Source organism: Streptomyces sp. NPDC038213, from assembly GCF_055600495.1.
In genome coordinates, this window is the sequence record NZ_JBVJYM010000046.1 from 1 (window position 1) to 17005 (window position 17005).

Consider the following 17005-nt stretch of genomic DNA (forward strand, 5'->3'; position numbering starts at 1 on the left):
CGGTGCGGATCGGCCACAGTGCCTCGGATGTCGTACGGCGATCCGTCAGACGGCCGCGGGTGTGCGGTATCTGACGGACCGCCGGGAACGGGCCTACGGCCTCCGGGTTCCCCCGGCGGCCGGACGGACCGTCAGACCAGCTTCGCGTCCAGCGTGATGGTCGTACCGGTCAGGGCCGCGCTGACCGGGCAGTTCTTCTTGGCCTCCTCGGCCGCGGCGGCGAAGGCCTCGGCGTCGATGCCGGGCACCTCGCCCTCGACGGTGAGGTGGCTGCCGGTGATGCCCTTGCCGGGCACGAAGGTGACCGCGGCCTTGGTGGTCAGGCGGGTCGGCGGGGTGCCGGCCTTGGCCAGGCCGTTGGAGAAGGCCATGTTGAAGCAGCTGGAGTGCGCGGCGGCGATGAGTTCCTCGGGGGAGGTGCGGCCGTTCGCCTCCTCGTCGGTGCGGGCCGGCCAGGACACGGCGTACGTGCCCAGACCGGAGGAGTCGAGCGTCACCTCGCCCTTGCCCTCGAACAGATCGCCTTCCCAGACGGCGTGTGCGGAACGCGTGGCGCCCATGATGGTTCCCTTCAGGCTGGTCGGCCGGGCCGCGCCGGCCCGACTGGCCCAACCTACTGGGACACCAGCCCCTTTGCGTCACGCGCCAGTGCAGTGAGCCTCGAGATGGCGCGGAAGTACTTCTTTCGGTACCCCCCGGCGAGCATCTCCTCGCTGAACAGCCGGTCGAAGGGCAGACCCGAGGCGAGTACGGGTATCTCCCGGTCGTACAGACGGTCGGCGAGCACCACCAGGCGCAGCGCGGTGGACTGGTCGGGCACCGCGCGGACGTCGGTCAGGCAGACCGCGGCTATGTCCTCGGTGAGCGCGCCGTAGCGGCTCGGGTGCACCTTCGCCAGGTGCTCCAGGAGCCCGGGGAAATCGTCCAGCGAGGCGCCGGGGGTGGCGTACGCGGCCTTGGTGACCTGCTCGTCCGAGTAGGGCGCGGGGGCCTCGGGCAGCCCGCGGTGGCGGTAGTCCTGGCCGTCGATGCGCAGCGGCCGGAAGTGCGCCGACAGGCCCTGGATCTCGCGCAGGAAGTCCACGGCGGCGAAGCGGCCCTCGCCGAGCTTGCCGGGCAGGGTGTTGGAGGTGGCGGCCAGGGCCACGCCCGATTCGACGAGCTTGCGCAGCAGGCTGGAGACCAGGACGGTGTCGCCCGGGTCGTCGAGCTCGAACTCGTCGATGCACAGCAGCCGGTGCCCGCCGAGGGTCTGCACGGTCTGCTGGAAGCCGAGGGCGCCGACCAGGTTCGTCAGCTCCACGAAGGTGCCGAAGGCCTTCAGCTCGGGCTCGGCCGGGGTGGCGTGCCACAGGGAGGCCAGCAGGTGGGTCTTGCCGACTCCGTAGCCGCCGTCGAGGTAGACCCCGCGCGGTCCGGCCGGGGCGGTCTGCTTCGGCGCCCGCGAGAACCAGCGGCGCTTGGCGGCGCCGCTCGCGTGGGCCCCGCCCAGTCCGGCCGCGAAGGCCCCGAGGACCGTGACGGCCTCGGACTGGCTCGGCTGGGTGGGGTCGGGGATGTACGTGTCGAATCGCACCGAGTCGAAGCGCGGCGGCGGCACCATCTCCGCGACGAGGCGCTCGGCGGGCACGTGCGGCTCGCGGGCGCACAGGGACTGCGGGCCCGCGTCGGCTATCGGGCCGCGCCCGGCGGGGGCGGCCGCTGCGGACCCCGCGGCGGGGGTGGGCCCCGAGGACTCAGTGAGAGATGTTGACACAGCCCTCAACTGTACGCCGCGTGTCACACTGCACCGCATGCGACGCCTGTTCCCTGTGACCGATCAGACACTCGACCCGACTCCCGGAACGGACGCTTCCGGGGCCCCCGCGGGGGGCTCGGCCGGCGGCCGTGCGGACCCGGCAGCAGGCCCCGGCACCGGCCGGGCGGTGGGCCGCGCGGTGGACGGCACCGTTGACAGCGCCGTTGACAGAGAGTGGTCCCTCGACGAGATCGCCGAGGCCTACGCCTACCCCCCGCTGGCGGCGGACGGGCACTGGCTGCGCGGGAACATGGTCTCCTCGCTGGACGGCGCGGCCCAGCACGACGGCCGCTCGCAGCCGATCTCCAGCGCCACGGACATGCGCGTCTTCGGCACCCTGCGGGCCCTCGCCGATGTGGTCGTCGTGGGTGCGGAAACGGTTCGCCTGGAGGGGTACCGCCCGGCCCGGGCCCGGGAGGCCTTCGCGGCCCGCCGCGCGGCCGCCGGCCAGGGCCCGGCCCCCGCCGTCGCCGTGGTCAGCGCCGGACTGGATCTGGACTTCTCGCTGCCCCTGTTCACCGCCCCGCTGGTGCCCACGCTGGTGCTGACCGGCGCCGCGGCCCCCGCCGACCGGGTGGCCCGGGCCCGGGAGGCGGGCGCCGAGGTGGTCTTCGCCGGGGAGGGCTCCCGCGTGGACCCGCTCCGTGCCGTACGGGAGCTCGCCGGCCGGGGCCTGCGGCGGCAGCTGACGGAGGGCGGGCCCCGGCTCCTGGGCCAGTTCATCGCGGCGGAGGCGCTGGACGAGCTGTGCCTGACCGTGTCGCCCACGCTCACGGCCGGGCAGGCCCAGCGGATCGCGGGCGGCCCCGGACTGGAGGTTCCGGCCCGGATGGCGCTCACCGGGCTGCTGGAGGAGGCCGGGTTCCTGTTCACCCGCTACCGTCGGATCTGACACGATGCGGAATTTCCCGTTCCGGTTATCTCCCGCTGGGCACTATTACCTCCACAGGTCCCGTGTCCCGACGGGGCAGGATGGTTTCCGCAGGGGCCGGCCGCGGCCCATGAAGGAGAGGGCGTCCGTGTTCACGAGCGTATTGATGATCGAGAAGCCTCTGACATCCGTAGACGTGGACTTCGTCACGACCCTGCACGGAGACGACCCCGTCTCCTTCGTCGTGCTGCTGCAGCCCCGGGGGGACCAGGACCGGCTGCTGCGCGCCATCGACGACGTGGCCCTCGGTGAGCTGCCCGAGGCGATCCGGGAGGGCGACGAACCCGAGGGCCAGGCGGCCCGCGGGCCCGCCGAGCAGGCCCTGGAGCACTCCCTGGCCGCCCTGCGGACCCGCAACCACCCCGCCGTGGGCCAGCTCATCGACGACCACCCGCTCGACAAGCTGAAGGCGGTCGTGGAGGAGACCGGCGCCGACGAGGTGATCGTCCTGACCGCCCCGCACTTCGTGGAAGAGTTCTTCCACCGGGACTGGGCCTCCCGCGCGCGGCACAAGGTCGGCGTTCCGGTGCTGAAGCTCTTCGCCCACAACGAATAGGCTGCGGGGGCAGGCGCCCCGCCCCGGGGCGCCGACCGCACGAAGCCTTCGGGCACAGCCCCCGGGAGAAACACCAATGACACTCGGCCTGCCGACCGCGATGGACCGGCCCCACTTCATCGGCATCGGCGGCGCCGGAATGTCCGGCATCGCGAAGATCCTCGCGCAGCGGGGAGCGAAGGTGGCCGGCAGCGACTCCCGCGAGTCCGAGACCGCCGGGGCCCTGCGCGCCCTCGGCGCCACGGTCCACATCGGGCACGCCGCCGGCCACCTCGCCGACGATGCCAGCTGCGTCGTCGTCTCCAGCGCCATCCGCGCCGACAACCCCGAGCTCGCCCGGGCGGCCGAGCTGGGCATCCCCGTGGTCCACCGGTCCGACGCCCTGGCCGCACTCATGGACGGCACCCGCCCCATCGCCGTCGCCGGCACCCACGGCAAGACCACCACCACCTCGATGCTGGCCGTCTCCCTCACGGCGCTGGGCCTCGACCCCTCGTACGCCATCGGCGGCGACCTCGACGCGCCCGGCTCCAACGCGCAGCACGGCGCCGGCGGGATCTTCGTCGCCGAGGCCGACGAGAGCGACCGCAGCTTCCACAAGTACGCCCCCCAGGTCGCCATCGTCCTCAACGCCGAGCTCGACCACCACGCGAACTACGCCTCGATGGACGAGATCTTCGAATCCTTCGAGACCTTCGTGGGCAGGGTCGTCCCCGGCGGCACGCTCGTGGTCTCCGCCGACCAGGAGGGCGCCGTCGAGCTGACCCGCCGGATCGCCGCCGCCGGCTCCCCGGTCTCCGTGGTCACGTACGGCGAGGGCGAGGGCGCCGACGTCCGCATCACCAAGATCACCCCCCGCGGTCTCACCAGCGAGGTCACCGTCCTGCTCGACGGCCGACCGCTGACCTTCACGGTCTCCGTGCCCGGCCGCCACTACGCCCACAACGCCGTCGCCGCCCTGGCCGCCGGCACCGCCCTCGGCATCCCGGCGCACAACCTGGCCTCCGCCCTCGGCAAGTACACCGGCGTCAAGCGCCGCCTCCAGCTCAAGGGCGAGGCCGCCGGGGTCCAGGTCATCGACTCGTACGCGCACCACCCCACCGAGATGACCGCCGACCTGGAGGCCATCCGGGGCGCCGCGGGCGACGCCCGCATCCTCGTGGTCTTCCAGCCCCACCTCTTCTCCCGCACCCAGGAGCTCGGCACCGAGATGGGCCGCGCCCTCGCCCTCGCCGACTCCTCCGTGGTCCTCGACATCTACCCGGCCCGCGAGGACCCGGTCCCCGGGGTCACCAGCGAGATCATCATCGCCGCGGCCCGCGCCGCCGGCGCCGACGTCGCCGCCGAGCACGACAAGGCGGCCGCCCCGGATGTCATCGCGGGAATGGCCAAGCCCGGCGACCTCGTTCTCACCATGGGCGCCGGCGACGTGACGGACCTGGGCCCGCTCATCCTGGAGAAGCTCGGCCAGGCACCCGAGGCGAACTGACCCGAGGCGAACTGAAGGGACGGCGCTGTCATGGCGTACGAAGTCGAGAAGACCGACGAGCAGTGGCAGGCGGAGCTGACCCCGTCCGAGTACCAGGTCCTGCGCCTGGCCGGCACGGAGCCCGCGTTCCGCGGCGAGTACACCGACACCAAGACGGCCGGGATCTACTCCTGCCGCGCCTGCGGGGCCGAGCTCTTCCGCTCGGAGACCAAGTTCGACTCCCACTGCGGCTGGCCGTCCTTCTACGACCCGAAGGACACCGACGCGGTCGAACTCCTCGCGGACACCTCCCACGGCATGGTCCGCACGGAGGTCCGCTGCGCGGCCTGCGGCTCCCACCTGGGCCACGTCTTCGAGGGCGAGGGCTACGGCACCCCCACCGACCAGCGCTACTGCATCAACAGCATCTCCCTGCGCCTGACCCCGGACCCGGACGGGTCCTGACGCGGGGGGCCTCCCGGCCGGACCGCACGCGCAGCCCAGGGGGCCCCGGACACCGACGGTGTCCGGGGCCCCCTGGCGCATGCCGGGGTGCGGAGGGGGCCGGAGGGCGGCGTTCGTCCGGCGTACCCCGGGGCGTCACGGGGCAGTCTCCGGGCTGTACCCCGCACGCGCTCTTCTGAGTCCGCCCCCAGCCGCCCCCTCACCCGCAGAGGTCCACATCCCCATGGCCGAACTCAACCGCCGCCGCTTCCTCCAGCTGGCCGGCGGCGCCGCCGCGCTGACCACGCTCTCCGACAGCATCGCCCGGGCCGCCGCGATCCCGGCGCAGGGCTCCACCGGGACCATCCAGGATGTCGAGCACATCGTGGTCCTGATGCAGGAGAACCGTTCCTTCGACCACTACTTCGGAGCGATGAAGGGCGTGCGCGGGTTCGGCGACCCCCGCCCCGTCACCCTGCCCAGCGGAAAGTCCGTCTGGCACCAGGCAGACGGCAGCAAGAAGGAGACCCTGCCCTTCCGGCCGCCCGCCGAGGACCTCGGCATGGAGTTCCTCCAGGGACTCAACCACGACTGGGCCGGCGGCCAGAAGGCCTTCAACAAGGGCCGGTACGACCAGTGGGTGCCCGCCAAGACGCCCACCACCATGGCCTACCTGACCCGCCAGGACATCCCCTTCCACTACGCCCTGGCCGACGCCTTCACCGTCTGCGACGCGTACCACTGCTCCTTCATCGGCTCGACCGACCCGAACCGCTACTACATGTGGACCGGCCACACCGGCAACGACGGCACCGGCGGAGGCCCCGTCCTCAACAACGCCGAGGCGGGCTACGGCTGGAAGACCTACCCCGAGCGCCTGGAGGCCGCCGGCGTCTCCTGGCGGATCTACCAGGACATCGGCGACGGGCTCGACGCGGCCGGCCACTGGGGCTGGATCAACGACGCCTACCGCGGCAACTACGGCGACAACTCCCTGCTGTACTTCAACACCTACCGCAGCGCCCAGCCCGGCAGCCCGCTCTACGACAAGGCCCGCACCGGCACCAACGCCAAGGCCGGCGAGGGCTACTTCGACCAGCTGCGCGCGGACGTCGCGGCCGGCACCCTGCCGCAGGTGTCCTGGATCGCCGCCCCCGAGGCCTTCAGTGAGCACTCCAACTGGCCCTCGAACTACGGCGCCTGGTACATATCCCAGGTCCTCGACGCGCTCACCTCGAACCCCGACGTGTGGGCCCGCACCGCCCTGTTCATCACGTACGACGAGAACGACGGCTTCTTCGACCACGTCGTCCCGCCCTACGCCCCCGGCTCCGCCGCCCAGGGCCTGTCCACCACCGCCACCGCCCTCGACTACTTCCCCGGCAAGACCGGCTACGTCGCGGGCCCCTACGGCCTCGGCCCCCGCGTGCCCATGCTCGTCGTCTCCCCCTGGAGCACCGGCGGCTACAGCTGCTCCGAGACCTTCGACCACACCTCGATCATCCGCTTCATGGAGCAGCGCTTCGGGGTGCAGGAGCCGCAGATCTCCCCCTGGCGCCGCGCCGTCTGCGGCGACCTCACCTCCGCCTTCGACTTCTCCCGCACGGAGACCTCCCCGGCCCCGCTGCCGCCCACCTCCGGATACGAGCCGCAGGACCGCGAGCGCCACCCCGACTACGTGCCGCCCGTCCCGGCCACCGGCACCATGCCCCGCCAGGAGGCCGGCTCCCGGCCCACCCGCCCCCTCAAGTACGCCCCCTACGTGGACGGTTCGGCCGACACCGCCACCGGCAGGTACCAGCTGACCTTCAGTGCGGGCCCCGCCGCGGGCGGCCAGTTCTACGTGACCTCCGCCAACCGCACCGACGCGCCCTGGACCTACACCACCGGGGCCGGCAAGTCGATCGCCGACACCTGGAACACCCAGTACTCCAAGGGGGTCACCGACCTCGCCGTCCACGGCCCCAACGGCTTCCTGCGCCGCTTCCGCAGCCCCGGCAAGACGGCCGGCCCCGAGGTCACCGCCCGGCACAACGCCGCCACCGGCAACCTCGACCTCACCTTCACCAACGCCGCCACCGCCGACGCCCACCTGACGGTCGTCCACGCCTACGCGGGCACCACCCAGACCTTCACGGTCCGCAGGGGCGCCGCCGTCACCCACTCCGTGGACCTGCGCACCACCCGCAACTGGTACGACGTCACGGTCACCGCCGCCGGGGACGCGGTCTTCCTGCGCCGCCTCGCCGGCAAGGTCGAGACGGGCGCCGCGGGCCTCTCCGACCCGGGCATCCTCACGGTCTGACCCGGCGCCCGGCAGCGGATCCCCACCGGATCCGCTGCCGGGCCGGTTGCGGCCCGTGCGGGCGGGGCAGGGGTACGGCGTCGTCCGCCCCCACCCGCAGGGAGACCGCATGCCCCTCGCCCACCGCACCGTCGGAACGGGACCCGTCCGCGTCATCGTGCTGCACGACTGGTTCGGCACCTCCGCCAACTGGGGCTCCGTCCTGGACTACCTGGACCCCGAGGGCTTCACGTACGCCTTCCTCGACTACCGGGGCTACGGCGACCGCAGGGCCGAAACCGGCCGCTACACCCTCGCCGAGATCGCCGACGACGTCCTCGCGCTCGCGGACGGGCTGGGCTGGGAGACCTTCTCCCTCATCGGGCACTCCATGGGCGGCAAGGCCGCCCAGCAGGTGCTGGTCCGGGCCCCCGGCCGGGTCGAGAAGCTGATCGGGATCGCCCCGGTCCCCGCCGGCCCGTACGAGATGGACGACCAGACGCACGCCCTCTTCTACGGGGCCGCCGCCGACCCGGCCAAGCGGCGCGCCATCCTCGACCTGGTCACCGGCAACCGCGCGAGCGGCCACTGGCTGGAGCGGATGGTCGCGCACTCCCTGGAGGCCTCCCGGCCCGAGGCCTTCGCCGGGTACCTCGCCAGCTGGCAGACCCTGGACCTGTCGGCCGCGGTCAAGGGCAGCGCCCTGCCGGTGCTCGTCCTCGTCGGGGCGTACGACCTCGCGCTGACCGCGGAGGTCATGCGGGCCACCTGGCAGGTCTGGTACCCGAACGCCGAGGTCAGGATCCTGGAGGGCAGCGGGCACTACCCGGCGCACGAGACGCCCGTGGCCCTGGTCACCGCGGTGGAGTCCTTCCTGACCGGGAGCTGACCGGCACCCCACCGGGATCCGACCGGCACCCGACGGCGATCCCGCCGGGGGCGTCAGGGGTGCTTCAGCCGTCCCACCAGCCACTCCAGCGCCGGCCGCACCTCGCGCCCCCAGGTCTCGTAGTTGTGCCCGCCCCGGTCGAGGATGAGCGAGGAGACCCGGGCGGGGGACCGCACGGCCCGGACGAACTCCATGGTCTGCGGGTACTGGTGCTCGCCGGTCTCGCTGCTCGCGACCAGCAGCGAGACCGGGGGCTGCGGGAGGTTGCGCAGCCGCCACAGCAGGTCGCTCTCCCGCTCCAGGCGCTCGTCGCCCGCGAACAGGTCGCCGGTGTCCGCGTCCTCCGCGGCCGCGTACAGGGCCGACAGCCCGGCCGCCGCCCGGTAGGAGTCCGGCTTGCGCAGGGCCAGCTTCAGCGCGCAGTACCCGCCGACGGAGTTGCCCACCACCCCCCAGGCGCGCGGGTCCCGCGTGAGCCCGTAGTGCCGGGCGACCGCGGCCGGCAGGTCCTCGGCGAAGAAGGTCTCCGCCTGCGGTCCGCCCGGGACGTCCACGCACTCGGTGTCCCGGGGCGGCGCCACCGTCGGGGTCAGCATCACCAGCACCGCGGGCCGCATCCGGCCCTCCCGTACCGCTTCCACGGCCACCTGCGGGTACTTGAACAGGTCGATCAGCACCCGGGGCGTGCTCGGGTACCCGCTCAGGGCCACCACCACCGGGAACCGCCTGCGCTCCGCCGCCGGGGCCGCCAGGAACTGCGCCGGCAGGTGCACGTACGCCGGGGCGGCCAGCCCGCTGCGCATCCCGTACAGGGTGACCGCCTCGATGCGGCCGGCCACGGCGGGGTCCGCGGTGCCGCGGTACCGCCAGCCGTGCAGCCCGGTCACCGCGAGCCCGCCGCGGTCGCGCGCCTCCTGCGCGGCGGCGGCCCGCCGGTCGTCGCGCTCCAGCGCCAGCAGGTCGCCCCAGGAGGCGTAGAAACCGTACGAGGAGTTGACCGCCAGGGTCAGCGGCAGCACCAGCGTGAGCGTCACCGCCACCTGGAGCCCGGCCCGGCCCAGCAGGGCGCGCGGCCCGCGCCCGGACAGCCGTGGCCACAGCCAGACGGTCAGCGCGAACACCGCGAAGGCAGCAGCCGCGGCCAGCGCCAGGGCGAGGTCACCCGTAATGGACATGGTCTCCACTCAGGAACGACCGCGGGGCGCACGCGAATATCGCGTACGCCCCACGGATCACAGGGTGAGTGACGGGACTCGAACCCGCGGCCACCTGGACCACAACCAGGTGCTCTACCAACTGAGCTACACCCACCACGAAGGGCAGCGGACCACCCGTTCGATGTGCACGCACAGCATAGCCGATCAGAGGGGGCCTCCCGCGACGCATTAACCGCCGGTCAGCCGCCCGTATCCGCCCCCGCCGGAGCCGTGTGGCGCGGACCGGGGGCGGGGTGGGGAAACGAGCCCCGCGCAGCCGGACCCGTAGGCCGGGTGCCCGGCCCTGTGGTAGGCACCTGTCATGGACGACCTGGTAACCGAGCGGCTGGTCCTTCATCCCATGAGCGCGGCGGAAGCCCGGCGCCTGATCGCCGCCGGCCCCCGGGACGCGACCGCCTGGGCCCCCGGATACCCCGCCGAGATCGACGCCGTCGGCGCCCGCAACTTCCTCAGCACCTGCGAGGAGACCAGCGACCCGAACCCGCACCCCTTCGGCGCCTACGAGATCCGGCGCCGCGCCGACGGGCTCGCCATCGGCGGCCTCGGCTTCCACGGCCCCGCCGACGAGGACGGCAGCGTCACCATCGGCTACGGGCTGATCCCCTCCGTGCGCGGCGAGGGCTACGCCACCGAGGCGGTCCGGGCCCTGCTGCGCCTGGCGCGCGAGCACGGGGCCCGCACCGTGCGCGGCGACACCGCGCACGACAACATCGCCTCGCAGCGGGTCATGACGGCCGTCGGACTCCGCCTGGTCGCCGAGGACGACCAGCTCAAGTACTACGAGCTGGCCTTCACCTGACACGGGTCCGCCTCAGTGCCCCAGTACCACCGCGCACTCGCCCGGCAGGTGGATCCGGCCCTCCGGGCCCGGGGACTGCACCGGCTCCCAGGAGGCCAGCACGCGCACGCCGTTGCGCCCCAGGGCGATGGTGGCCGCCTCCGGGCCCAGGTTCACGGCGATCCGCAGGTCGCCGCGCCGGTACGTGATCCAGCGGCGCTCCTCGTCGAAGGCGATCCGCACCGCCGCCAGGTCCGGGTCCCGCAGGTCGTGCTGGTGGCGGCGCAGGCCGATCAGGGTGCGGTACCAGGCGCGCAGCCGGTCGTGCGGGGCCTGCCCGGGCTCGGTCCAGTTCAGGCAGGACCGGTCCCGGGTCGCCGGGTCCTGCGGGTCCGGCACCTCCTCGCCCGGCCGCAGTTGCGCCGCGAACTCCCGGCGGCGGCCCGCCCGTACGGCCTCCGCGAGCTCCGGGTCGGCGTGGTCGGTGAAGTACTGCCAGGGGGTGCCCGCCCCCCACTCCTCGCCCATGAACACCATCGGGACGAACGGCCCGGTGAGGGAGAGCACGGCTGCGCAGGCCAGCTGCCCCGGGGAGAGGGAGGCCGACAGGCGGTCGCCGCGGGCCCGGTTGCCGATCTGGTCGTGCGTCTGGACGTACCCCAGGAACCGGTGGGCCGGGGTGGTGCGGCGGTCCACCGGGCGGCCGTGGGTGCGGCCGCGGAAGGCGGAGTAGGTGCCGTCGTGGAAGAAGCCGCGGTTCATCGTCTTGGCCACCGCGGCGAGCGGGGACCCGGCGAAATCGGCGTAGTAGCCCTGGGACTCGCCGGTCAGGGCGCAGTGGACCGCGTGGTGGAAGTCGTCGTTCCACTGCGCGTGCAGGCCGAGGCCGCCCGCGGCGCGCGGGGTGGTGGTCCGCGGATCGCACCGGTCGGACTCGGCGATCAGGAACAGCGGACGGCCGGTCTCCGCGGCGAGCGCGTCCACGGCCGCCGACAGCTCCTCCAGGAAGGTCAGCGCCCGGTCGTCGGCCAGCGCGTGCACCGCGTCCAGCCGCAGCCCGTCGATCCGGTAGTCCCGCAGCCAGGCCAGGGCGCTGCCGAGGAGGTACGCCCGCACCTCGTCGGAACCGGCCGCGTCCAGGTTCACCGCCGCGCCCCAGGGGGTCTGCCGGGCCTCGTTGAAGTACGGGCCGAAGGCGGGCAGGTGGTTGCCGGCCGGGCCGAGGTGGTTGTGCACCACGTCCAGGACCACGCCGAGGCCGTGCTCGTGGGCCGTGTCCACGAACCGGGCCAGGCCCGCAGGGCCGCCGTACGGCTCGTGCACGGCCCAGGGGGCCACGCCGTCGTACCCCCAGCCGTGCCGGCCGGGGAACGGGCACACCGGCATCAGCTCCACGTGGGTCACGCCGAGCGCGGCCACCTCGCCGAGGCGGGCGGCGGCCGCGTCGAAGGTGCCCTCGGGGGTGAAGGTGCCGATGTGCAGCTCGTACAGCACGGAGTCCTGCAGGGGGGTGCCCGGCCCCGGTACGGACCACACGAACCGCTCCGGGTCCACGACCGCGCTCGGCCCGTCCACCCCGTCCGGCAGGGCGCGGCCGCGGGGGTCGGGGCGCGGGCGGGGGTCGTCGCCGAGGAGGAAGGCGTACCGGTCGCCGGGGGCGGCGGGGGCGCGCACGGTCCACCAGCCCGGGCGGTCGGGGTCCCGGCCCATGTCGGTGTCCGTAGCCGCATCGGTGCCTGCCGCCGGGCCGCCGGGCGGCGGCAGCAGCCGCAGCACGACCCGTTCTGCTCCTGGTGCCCACACTTCGAACTGCACGGACGGTCCCCTCCTCGCGGACGGCGGTACACCTGCCACGGCCCATCATCACCGGCCGGGCCCGGGAGTTCTGGACACTTCGGGCCCGACGGGCCGACAATCACCCCGTGACGTCGAGTTTCGAGTTTCCCGGACTTCCCGCGCGGCTCTCCGATGCCGAGCGGGACCGGGCGCTGGGCCTGCTCCGGGAGGGGGCCGCGCAGGGGATGCTGTCGCACGACACCTTCCTGCGCCGGATGGAACTCGCCCTCGCCGCGCGGCGGTCCGACGAACTGGCCGCCCTCACCGCGGACCTCGTCACCGAAAGGCCTTGGGGGAGCCGCCTGTTCGGGTGGGTGGGGCGGGTCTCGGCGGTGTCGGTCGGGGTCCGGCGGGCCTGGCAGGCGGAGAAGCTGCCGAAGCTGCTGCTGCCGGCCTCGGGGGCGTACCTGCGGATCGGCCGGGATCCGGGCAACGGGCTGCGGCTGAGCCACGACACGGTGTCGCGGGTGCATGCGGAGCTGGTGCTCCAGGGCGGGCGGTGGGTGCTGAGGGACCTCGGGTCCACGAACGGCACGACCGTCAACGGGCACCGGGTCACGGGCTCGGCGGTCGTCCGCGACGGCGACCAGGTCGGCTTCGGCCAGATGAACTTCCGCCTGTCCACCCGCTGACCCCACCACGGCACCATCCAGCCTCTCCCGCACCGCCCCTCACGGGCTGAGCGCCACCAGGCCCCGGTACGCCGCCACCGCCGCCCGCGCCTGGTGCTCCACCTGCACCGCCACCGGCACCCGCCGCGCCCCGAACCGGTCCGCGAAGGCCTCGCAGCCGCCCGTGAGCAGCCGGTCCAGGGCGGGGGCGGCGGGGTGCCCGGCCGCCCGCAGGACCCGCAGCAGCATCGCCGCCGCCCGCAGCACCAGCCGCCGCGCGAACGCGTCGATGGAGCCGACGTACGCGGCGGTGGCCTCCGGCGGACCGGAGTCGGTCCACTCGCGGGTGATGCGCGGGATCAGCGCCATCGTCCAGTCCACCGCCCGCAGCAGGGCGAGCCCCTCCGGGCCCGGGTCCAGCCCGGGGCGGACGGCGGCCAGGATCCGGGCCAGCTCCCCGGAATCCTCGTCCAGCCGCCGCGCCAGCACCCGCAGGGCCCGGCGCGGGTCCGGGTGCGGGGCCGGGTCGTCGACCAGGCCGCCGGCCCACATCGGGACCTCGACGATGGCCGTGGTCCCGCCGTACCGGTGGGCGTGGTACCAGGTGCTCAGCCGGGCGTCCTCGGGGTGGAAGAGCCCCGCGCCGTCGCCCCCGGGCTCCGGCATCACGAAGATGCCGGGCCCGGGGGAGGGCCAGCCCGCGGCGTCGGAGGCGCTGGTCTCCAGCGGGATGTGCAGTTCGGCCGCGGACTTGCCGAAGGGCTCCGCGAGGCCGGGTATGTCGCGGGTGAGCTGGATCCAGCTGCCGCCGAGGTCGGTGCCGTGCAGGGAGACCTGGAGCAGCGGGCGCACCTCGTCGATCAGGGCGGTCAGGGCGAGGGTTTCGGGCGGCAGCCGGTCCGGGGTGAGTAAAGACGGGGCCCATTCGGGCTGTTCGGGTCCGGGCGGCCGGAAGAAGTTCCGGTGGTAGTCGTGCAGGGTGTAAGGGCGCGGGGTCCGGTGCAGCGCCGCGCCGTCCGGGTCGGCGCAGAGCAGGAAGTGCCAGGCGGCGCCGGAGCGCAGGGCCGGTTCGTGCAGCACGCGGCGGGCCAGGGCCAGGGCGGTGGGCCCGCCGACCGGCTCGTTGGCGTGGGCGCCGGCGACGACGAGGACGTCCCGGGTGCCGCCGGCGGCGGTCGCGGTGGACTCCCGGCCCACGGAGAGCACCCACAGGGGCCGTCCCGCCCGGGAGGTCCCGGCCCGGCGCAGTCCGGCCAGCCCGGGGTGCCCGTCCGCGAGGGCGCGGGCGGCCAGGGCGAGTTCGGCGGCGGTGGGGTAGCACATGTCACAGAGAAGGGTCACCCCGTTGTGGTGCCCGCCCGGCACGCTCCGTACCGCTCCGGGACCGTTACGGTTGCGGACCACCCGTCTCCACCGCCGGTCGGGCAGCCGGACCTGCCGCCGGGTCAGGTGCCGCGTCCGCTGCCGGGGCCGTTCGGCTCACCGCCTCCGGGGCCCCCGCCGAATCCCTGGCGAGCAGGGCCACCGGCAGCGCGGTGAGGAGCGCGGCCACCGGGACCCAGCCGGGGCCCTCGGCCGGTTCGGGGCCGGGGAGCAGGGGGGTCCAGCGGCCCGGCGGCAGGAGCAGTTCGGTGCCGCGCCAGCCGCCCGCGCGCTCCAGGCGCAGCGACAGGCGGGTGGCGACGGTCAGCGCGCCGCCCCCGCGGACGAAGGCCACGCAGTGGTCGGCCGCCGGGCCGCGGACGGCCACGGGCGCGTACGAACCGGCCCCCGCCGGGGCCGTGCCGCCGCCGGGCCCGAAGAGTTCGGGGCGGCTGCGGCGCAGCAGCAGGGCGGCCCGGGTCACGGCGGTCTTCTCGTCCGGCGGGGGCGGCCGCAGCGGGTCCCGGTTGTCGGGGTCGACCAGGGCCCGGTATTCGGACTCGCAGCCCTGGTACACCTCCGGGACCCCCGGCATGGTCAGCTGGACCAGCGCGGCGCCGAGTACGTTCGCCCGCGCGTGCGGGGCGAGGGCGCGGGCCAGCTCCCGAAGCGGGGCCGCCGGCATCGCGGCCGTGAACTCCCGCAGGCGGTCCTCGTACTGCGCGTCCGGCTCCGTCCACCCGGTCCGCAGCCCGGCCTCCCGGGCGGCCTTGAGCAGGGCGGCCGTGAGCCGCTCGCGCGCGCCGGCGCCGTCCAGGGCCCCCAGGCCGAGGGCGGTCTGCCAGGCCGTCCAGACCAGGTGCGGATCGGGCGCCGCCGCCCTGTCCGCCGCCGCCCCGTTCGCCACCGCCCCGTTCGCCGCCGCCCTGTCCGCCACCGAGCCGTCCGCCACCGGCCCGTCCGTCGCTGCCCCGTCCCCCGCCGCGCCCCCGCCCGCGCCCGTCTCCCCGTCCGCAACCATCCCCGCGCCCCCGCCGCCCGCCTCCGCGAGGAACCGCTCCCAGCCCTCCGGGTCCTGGGACAGCAGTGCGATCCACGCCCGCGCGTCCCCGCTGCGCTTCGTGTCGTGGGTGGAGAGCACCGTGCCGGTCAGGGGCCAGTCGCGGGCCGTGCGGGCGCAGTACGCGTGGAACTCCCCGGGGGTGCAGGCCGGGGCGCCCGGGTCCCCGCCGACCTCGGTGGCGGACAGCAGGGGGGTGTAGCGGTAGAAGGCCCGGTCCTCGAGGGACTTGGCGCGCAGCGCGGCAGCCGTCTGGGCGAAGCGGGCCGCGAAGGCCGGGTTCGCGCCGAGGGCGAGGGCGCGGACGTGGTCCACGGCCGCCGCCTCCGCCGGTACGGGGAAGGCCGCCCGGGCCGCCCGCACCGCCTCGGCCGGCAGCAGCCGCGCGGCCTGCGGACCGTCGTACGGGCGGTACACGGGGAGCCGTACGAGCAGTTCGCGCACCGCGGTCCGCAGGGCCCAGGGCGCATGGTCGTGCGAGCCGGGGGCAGCGAGCCGCACCAGGGCCTCGGTCTCGGCGGCCAGGTCGTGGCGGACCACCTCCGACCCGGCCCGCCGGGCGGTGGCCGCCCACTCCCCGCCGGCGTCCGGCGGGGCCCCGGTGAAGCGGCGGTGCAGCGCCTCCAGCGCGGCCGCACCGTCCGGGTCGGTGAAGAGCCCGTCCAGCCGGTGCAGGGCGTCGTACCCGGTGGTGCCCGCCACCGCCCAGTCGCGGGGCAGCTGCTCCTCGCGGGCCAGGATCTTCTCCACCACCGTCCAGCAGCCCGCGCTGCCCGCGCTGCCCCCGCTGCCCGCGGAGTCCGCCCCGGTCGCCCTGCCCGCGGAGCCCGCGGCGGCCGCGGCCCGCGCGGTCTGCGCGGCCAGCCGCCGGAGGTACCCGGCCGGGTCGGCGAGGCCGTCGGGATGGTCCACGCGCAGCCCCTGCACCACCCCGTCCCGGACCAGCTCCAGCACCTTGGCGTGGGTGGCCGCGAAGACCGCGGGATCCTCCACGCGGACCCCGATCAGCTCCGAAATGGTGAAGAAGCGGCGGTAGTTGAGCTCGCTGCGGGCCAGCCGCCACCAGCCGAGCCGGTACCACTGGGCCGCCAGCAGCTCCCGCTTGGGCAGTCCCGCGGTCCCGGGTCGCAGCGGCAACTCCCGGTCCCCGTAGTGCAGTAGGCCCTGCGCCACCTCTATCCGCGGCAGTTCGGCCGCGAGCGGTCCGCCCAGGACGGGCAGCAGTACGCGTCCGCCGCCGGCCGCCCAGTCGATGTCGAACCAGCGGGCGTACGGGGAGCGCGGTCCGTGCTTCAGCACCGCCCACAGGGCCCGGTTGAGCCGGCCGGCGGCGGGCACGGCCATGTGGTTGGGCACGATGTCGAGGACCAGCCCCATCCCGTGCGCCCGCGCGGTCCGCGCGAGCGCGCGCAGCCCCGCCTCGCCGCCCAACTCCCCGCGTACGCGGGCGTGGTCGACCACGTCGTACCCGTGCGCGGAGCCGGGCACCGCCTCCAGGACGGGGGACAGGTGCAGGTGCGAGACCCCCAGCCCGGCGAGTCTGGGCACGGCGAGGGCCGCGGCGGCGAAGGGGAACCGCGGCTGGAGCTGGATCCGGTACGTGGCGGTGGGGGCCGGGGGCACGGGTGGGCGGCCGGGGGCGGCCGGGGTCGTGGGGGCGGGGTCCGGGAGGGTGCGCGGGGCACCGGAGTACTGCCGGGTCATGAGAACGTACGTACCCACCCGCCGCGATTCCGTGCCATTGCCCAGTGCATCCGGGTGACTCCAGCGC

General features: G+C 74.8%; 14 protein-coding genes and 1 tRNA gene. 8 read left to right on the forward strand and 7 right to left on the reverse strand.

The window, feature by feature from the left end:
- Nucleotides 1-131: 131 nt before the first annotated feature.
- Complete coding sequence (locus tag ACZ7JZ_RS34290; RefSeq protein WP_470946597.1) at nt 132-560, reverse strand: OsmC family peroxiredoxin; 429 nt, start codon at nt 558-560, stop codon at nt 132-134.
- 53 nt (nt 561-613) lie between these two features.
- Nucleotides 614-1675: a cell division protein ZapE gene (gene zapE, locus ACZ7JZ_RS34295; RefSeq protein ID WP_470946668.1), complete on the reverse strand. Its 1062-nt coding sequence runs from the start codon at nt 1673-1675 to the stop codon at nt 614-616.
- A 118-nt stretch (nt 1676-1793) separates the two neighbouring features.
- Here zapE and ACZ7JZ_RS34300 point away from each other — a divergent pair, with 118 nt between their 5' ends.
- The 6 genes from ACZ7JZ_RS34300 to ACZ7JZ_RS34325 all read left to right on the forward strand — a co-directional run bounded on the left by ACZ7JZ_RS34300 (nt 1794) and on the right by ACZ7JZ_RS34325 (nt 8370).
- A complete protein-coding gene (locus tag ACZ7JZ_RS34300) occupies nt 1794-2690 on the forward strand; it encodes a pyrimidine reductase family protein (protein WP_470946599.1) in 897 nt (298 codons plus the stop codon).
- A gap of 127 nt (nt 2691-2817) precedes the next feature.
- On the forward strand, nt 2818-3285 hold the full coding sequence (locus tag ACZ7JZ_RS34305) for an indole-3-glycerol phosphate synthase (protein ID WP_470946602.1): 468 nt from the start codon (nt 2818-2820) through the stop codon (nt 3283-3285).
- Between the two features lie 76 nt (nt 3286-3361).
- Nucleotides 3362-4774, forward strand: a complete 1413-nt coding sequence (murC, locus tag ACZ7JZ_RS34310) for a UDP-N-acetylmuramate--L-alanine ligase (RefSeq protein WP_470946604.1) — start codon at nt 3362-3364, stop codon at nt 4772-4774.
- Between the two features lie 30 nt (nt 4775-4804).
- Nucleotides 4805-5218: a peptide-methionine (R)-S-oxide reductase MsrB gene (gene msrB, locus ACZ7JZ_RS34315; RefSeq protein WP_470946607.1), complete on the forward strand. Its 414-nt coding sequence runs from the start codon at nt 4805-4807 to the stop codon at nt 5216-5218.
- 223 nt (nt 5219-5441) lie between these two features.
- Nucleotides 5442-7502, forward strand: coding sequence for a phosphocholine-specific phospholipase C (locus ACZ7JZ_RS34320; RefSeq protein ID WP_470946610.1), 2061 nt, complete (start codon nt 5442-5444; stop codon nt 7500-7502).
- Nucleotides 7503-7611: 109 nt separating this feature from the next.
- Complete coding sequence (locus ACZ7JZ_RS34325) at nt 7612-8370, forward strand: alpha/beta fold hydrolase (protein WP_470946613.1); 759 nt, start codon at nt 7612-7614, stop codon at nt 8368-8370.
- 53 nt (nt 8371-8423) lie between these two features.
- Here ACZ7JZ_RS34325 and ACZ7JZ_RS34330 read toward each other — a convergent pair whose 3' ends face one another.
- Together ACZ7JZ_RS34330 and ACZ7JZ_RS34335 are read right to left on the reverse strand one after the other, a co-directional pair.
- Nucleotides 8424-9545: an alpha/beta hydrolase gene (locus ACZ7JZ_RS34330; protein ID WP_470946615.1), complete on the reverse strand. Its 1122-nt coding sequence runs from the start codon at nt 9543-9545 to the stop codon at nt 8424-8426.
- A 63-nt stretch (nt 9546-9608) separates the two neighbouring features.
- Nucleotides 9609-9681, reverse strand: a tRNA-His gene (locus ACZ7JZ_RS34335).
- Between the two features lie 207 nt (nt 9682-9888).
- Between ACZ7JZ_RS34335 and ACZ7JZ_RS34340 the strand changes: the two genes are divergently transcribed.
- Nucleotides 9889-10386, forward strand: coding sequence for a GNAT family N-acetyltransferase (locus ACZ7JZ_RS34340; protein ID WP_470946618.1), 498 nt, complete (start codon nt 9889-9891; stop codon nt 10384-10386).
- Nucleotides 10387-10398: 12 nt separating this feature from the next.
- On the opposite strand, the gene treZ is transcribed toward ACZ7JZ_RS34340, so the two are convergent.
- Nucleotides 10399-12180 (reverse strand): malto-oligosyltrehalose trehalohydrolase, encoded by a 1782-nt coding sequence (treZ, locus tag ACZ7JZ_RS34345; RefSeq protein WP_470946621.1) that lies wholly within the window; start codon nt 12178-12180, stop codon nt 10399-10401.
- A gap of 107 nt (nt 12181-12287) precedes the next feature.
- Between treZ and ACZ7JZ_RS34350 the strand changes: the two genes are divergently transcribed.
- A complete protein-coding gene (locus ACZ7JZ_RS34350; RefSeq protein ID WP_470946624.1) occupies nt 12288-12833 on the forward strand; it encodes an FHA domain-containing protein in 546 nt (181 codons plus the stop codon).
- 39 nt (nt 12834-12872) lie between these two features.
- Here the strand turns inward: ACZ7JZ_RS34350 and ACZ7JZ_RS34355 are convergent, their stop codons facing one another.
- Together ACZ7JZ_RS34355 and treY are read right to left on the reverse strand one after the other, a co-directional pair.
- Nucleotides 12873-14135 (reverse strand): M14 family zinc carboxypeptidase, encoded by a 1263-nt coding sequence (locus ACZ7JZ_RS34355; RefSeq protein WP_470946627.1) that lies wholly within the window; start codon nt 14133-14135, stop codon nt 12873-12875.
- A gap of 64 nt (nt 14136-14199) precedes the next feature.
- Nucleotides 14200-16938 (reverse strand): malto-oligosyltrehalose synthase, encoded by a 2739-nt coding sequence (treY, locus tag ACZ7JZ_RS34360; protein WP_470946630.1) that lies wholly within the window; start codon nt 16936-16938, stop codon nt 14200-14202.
- Nucleotides 16939-17005: the final 67 nt, after the last annotated feature.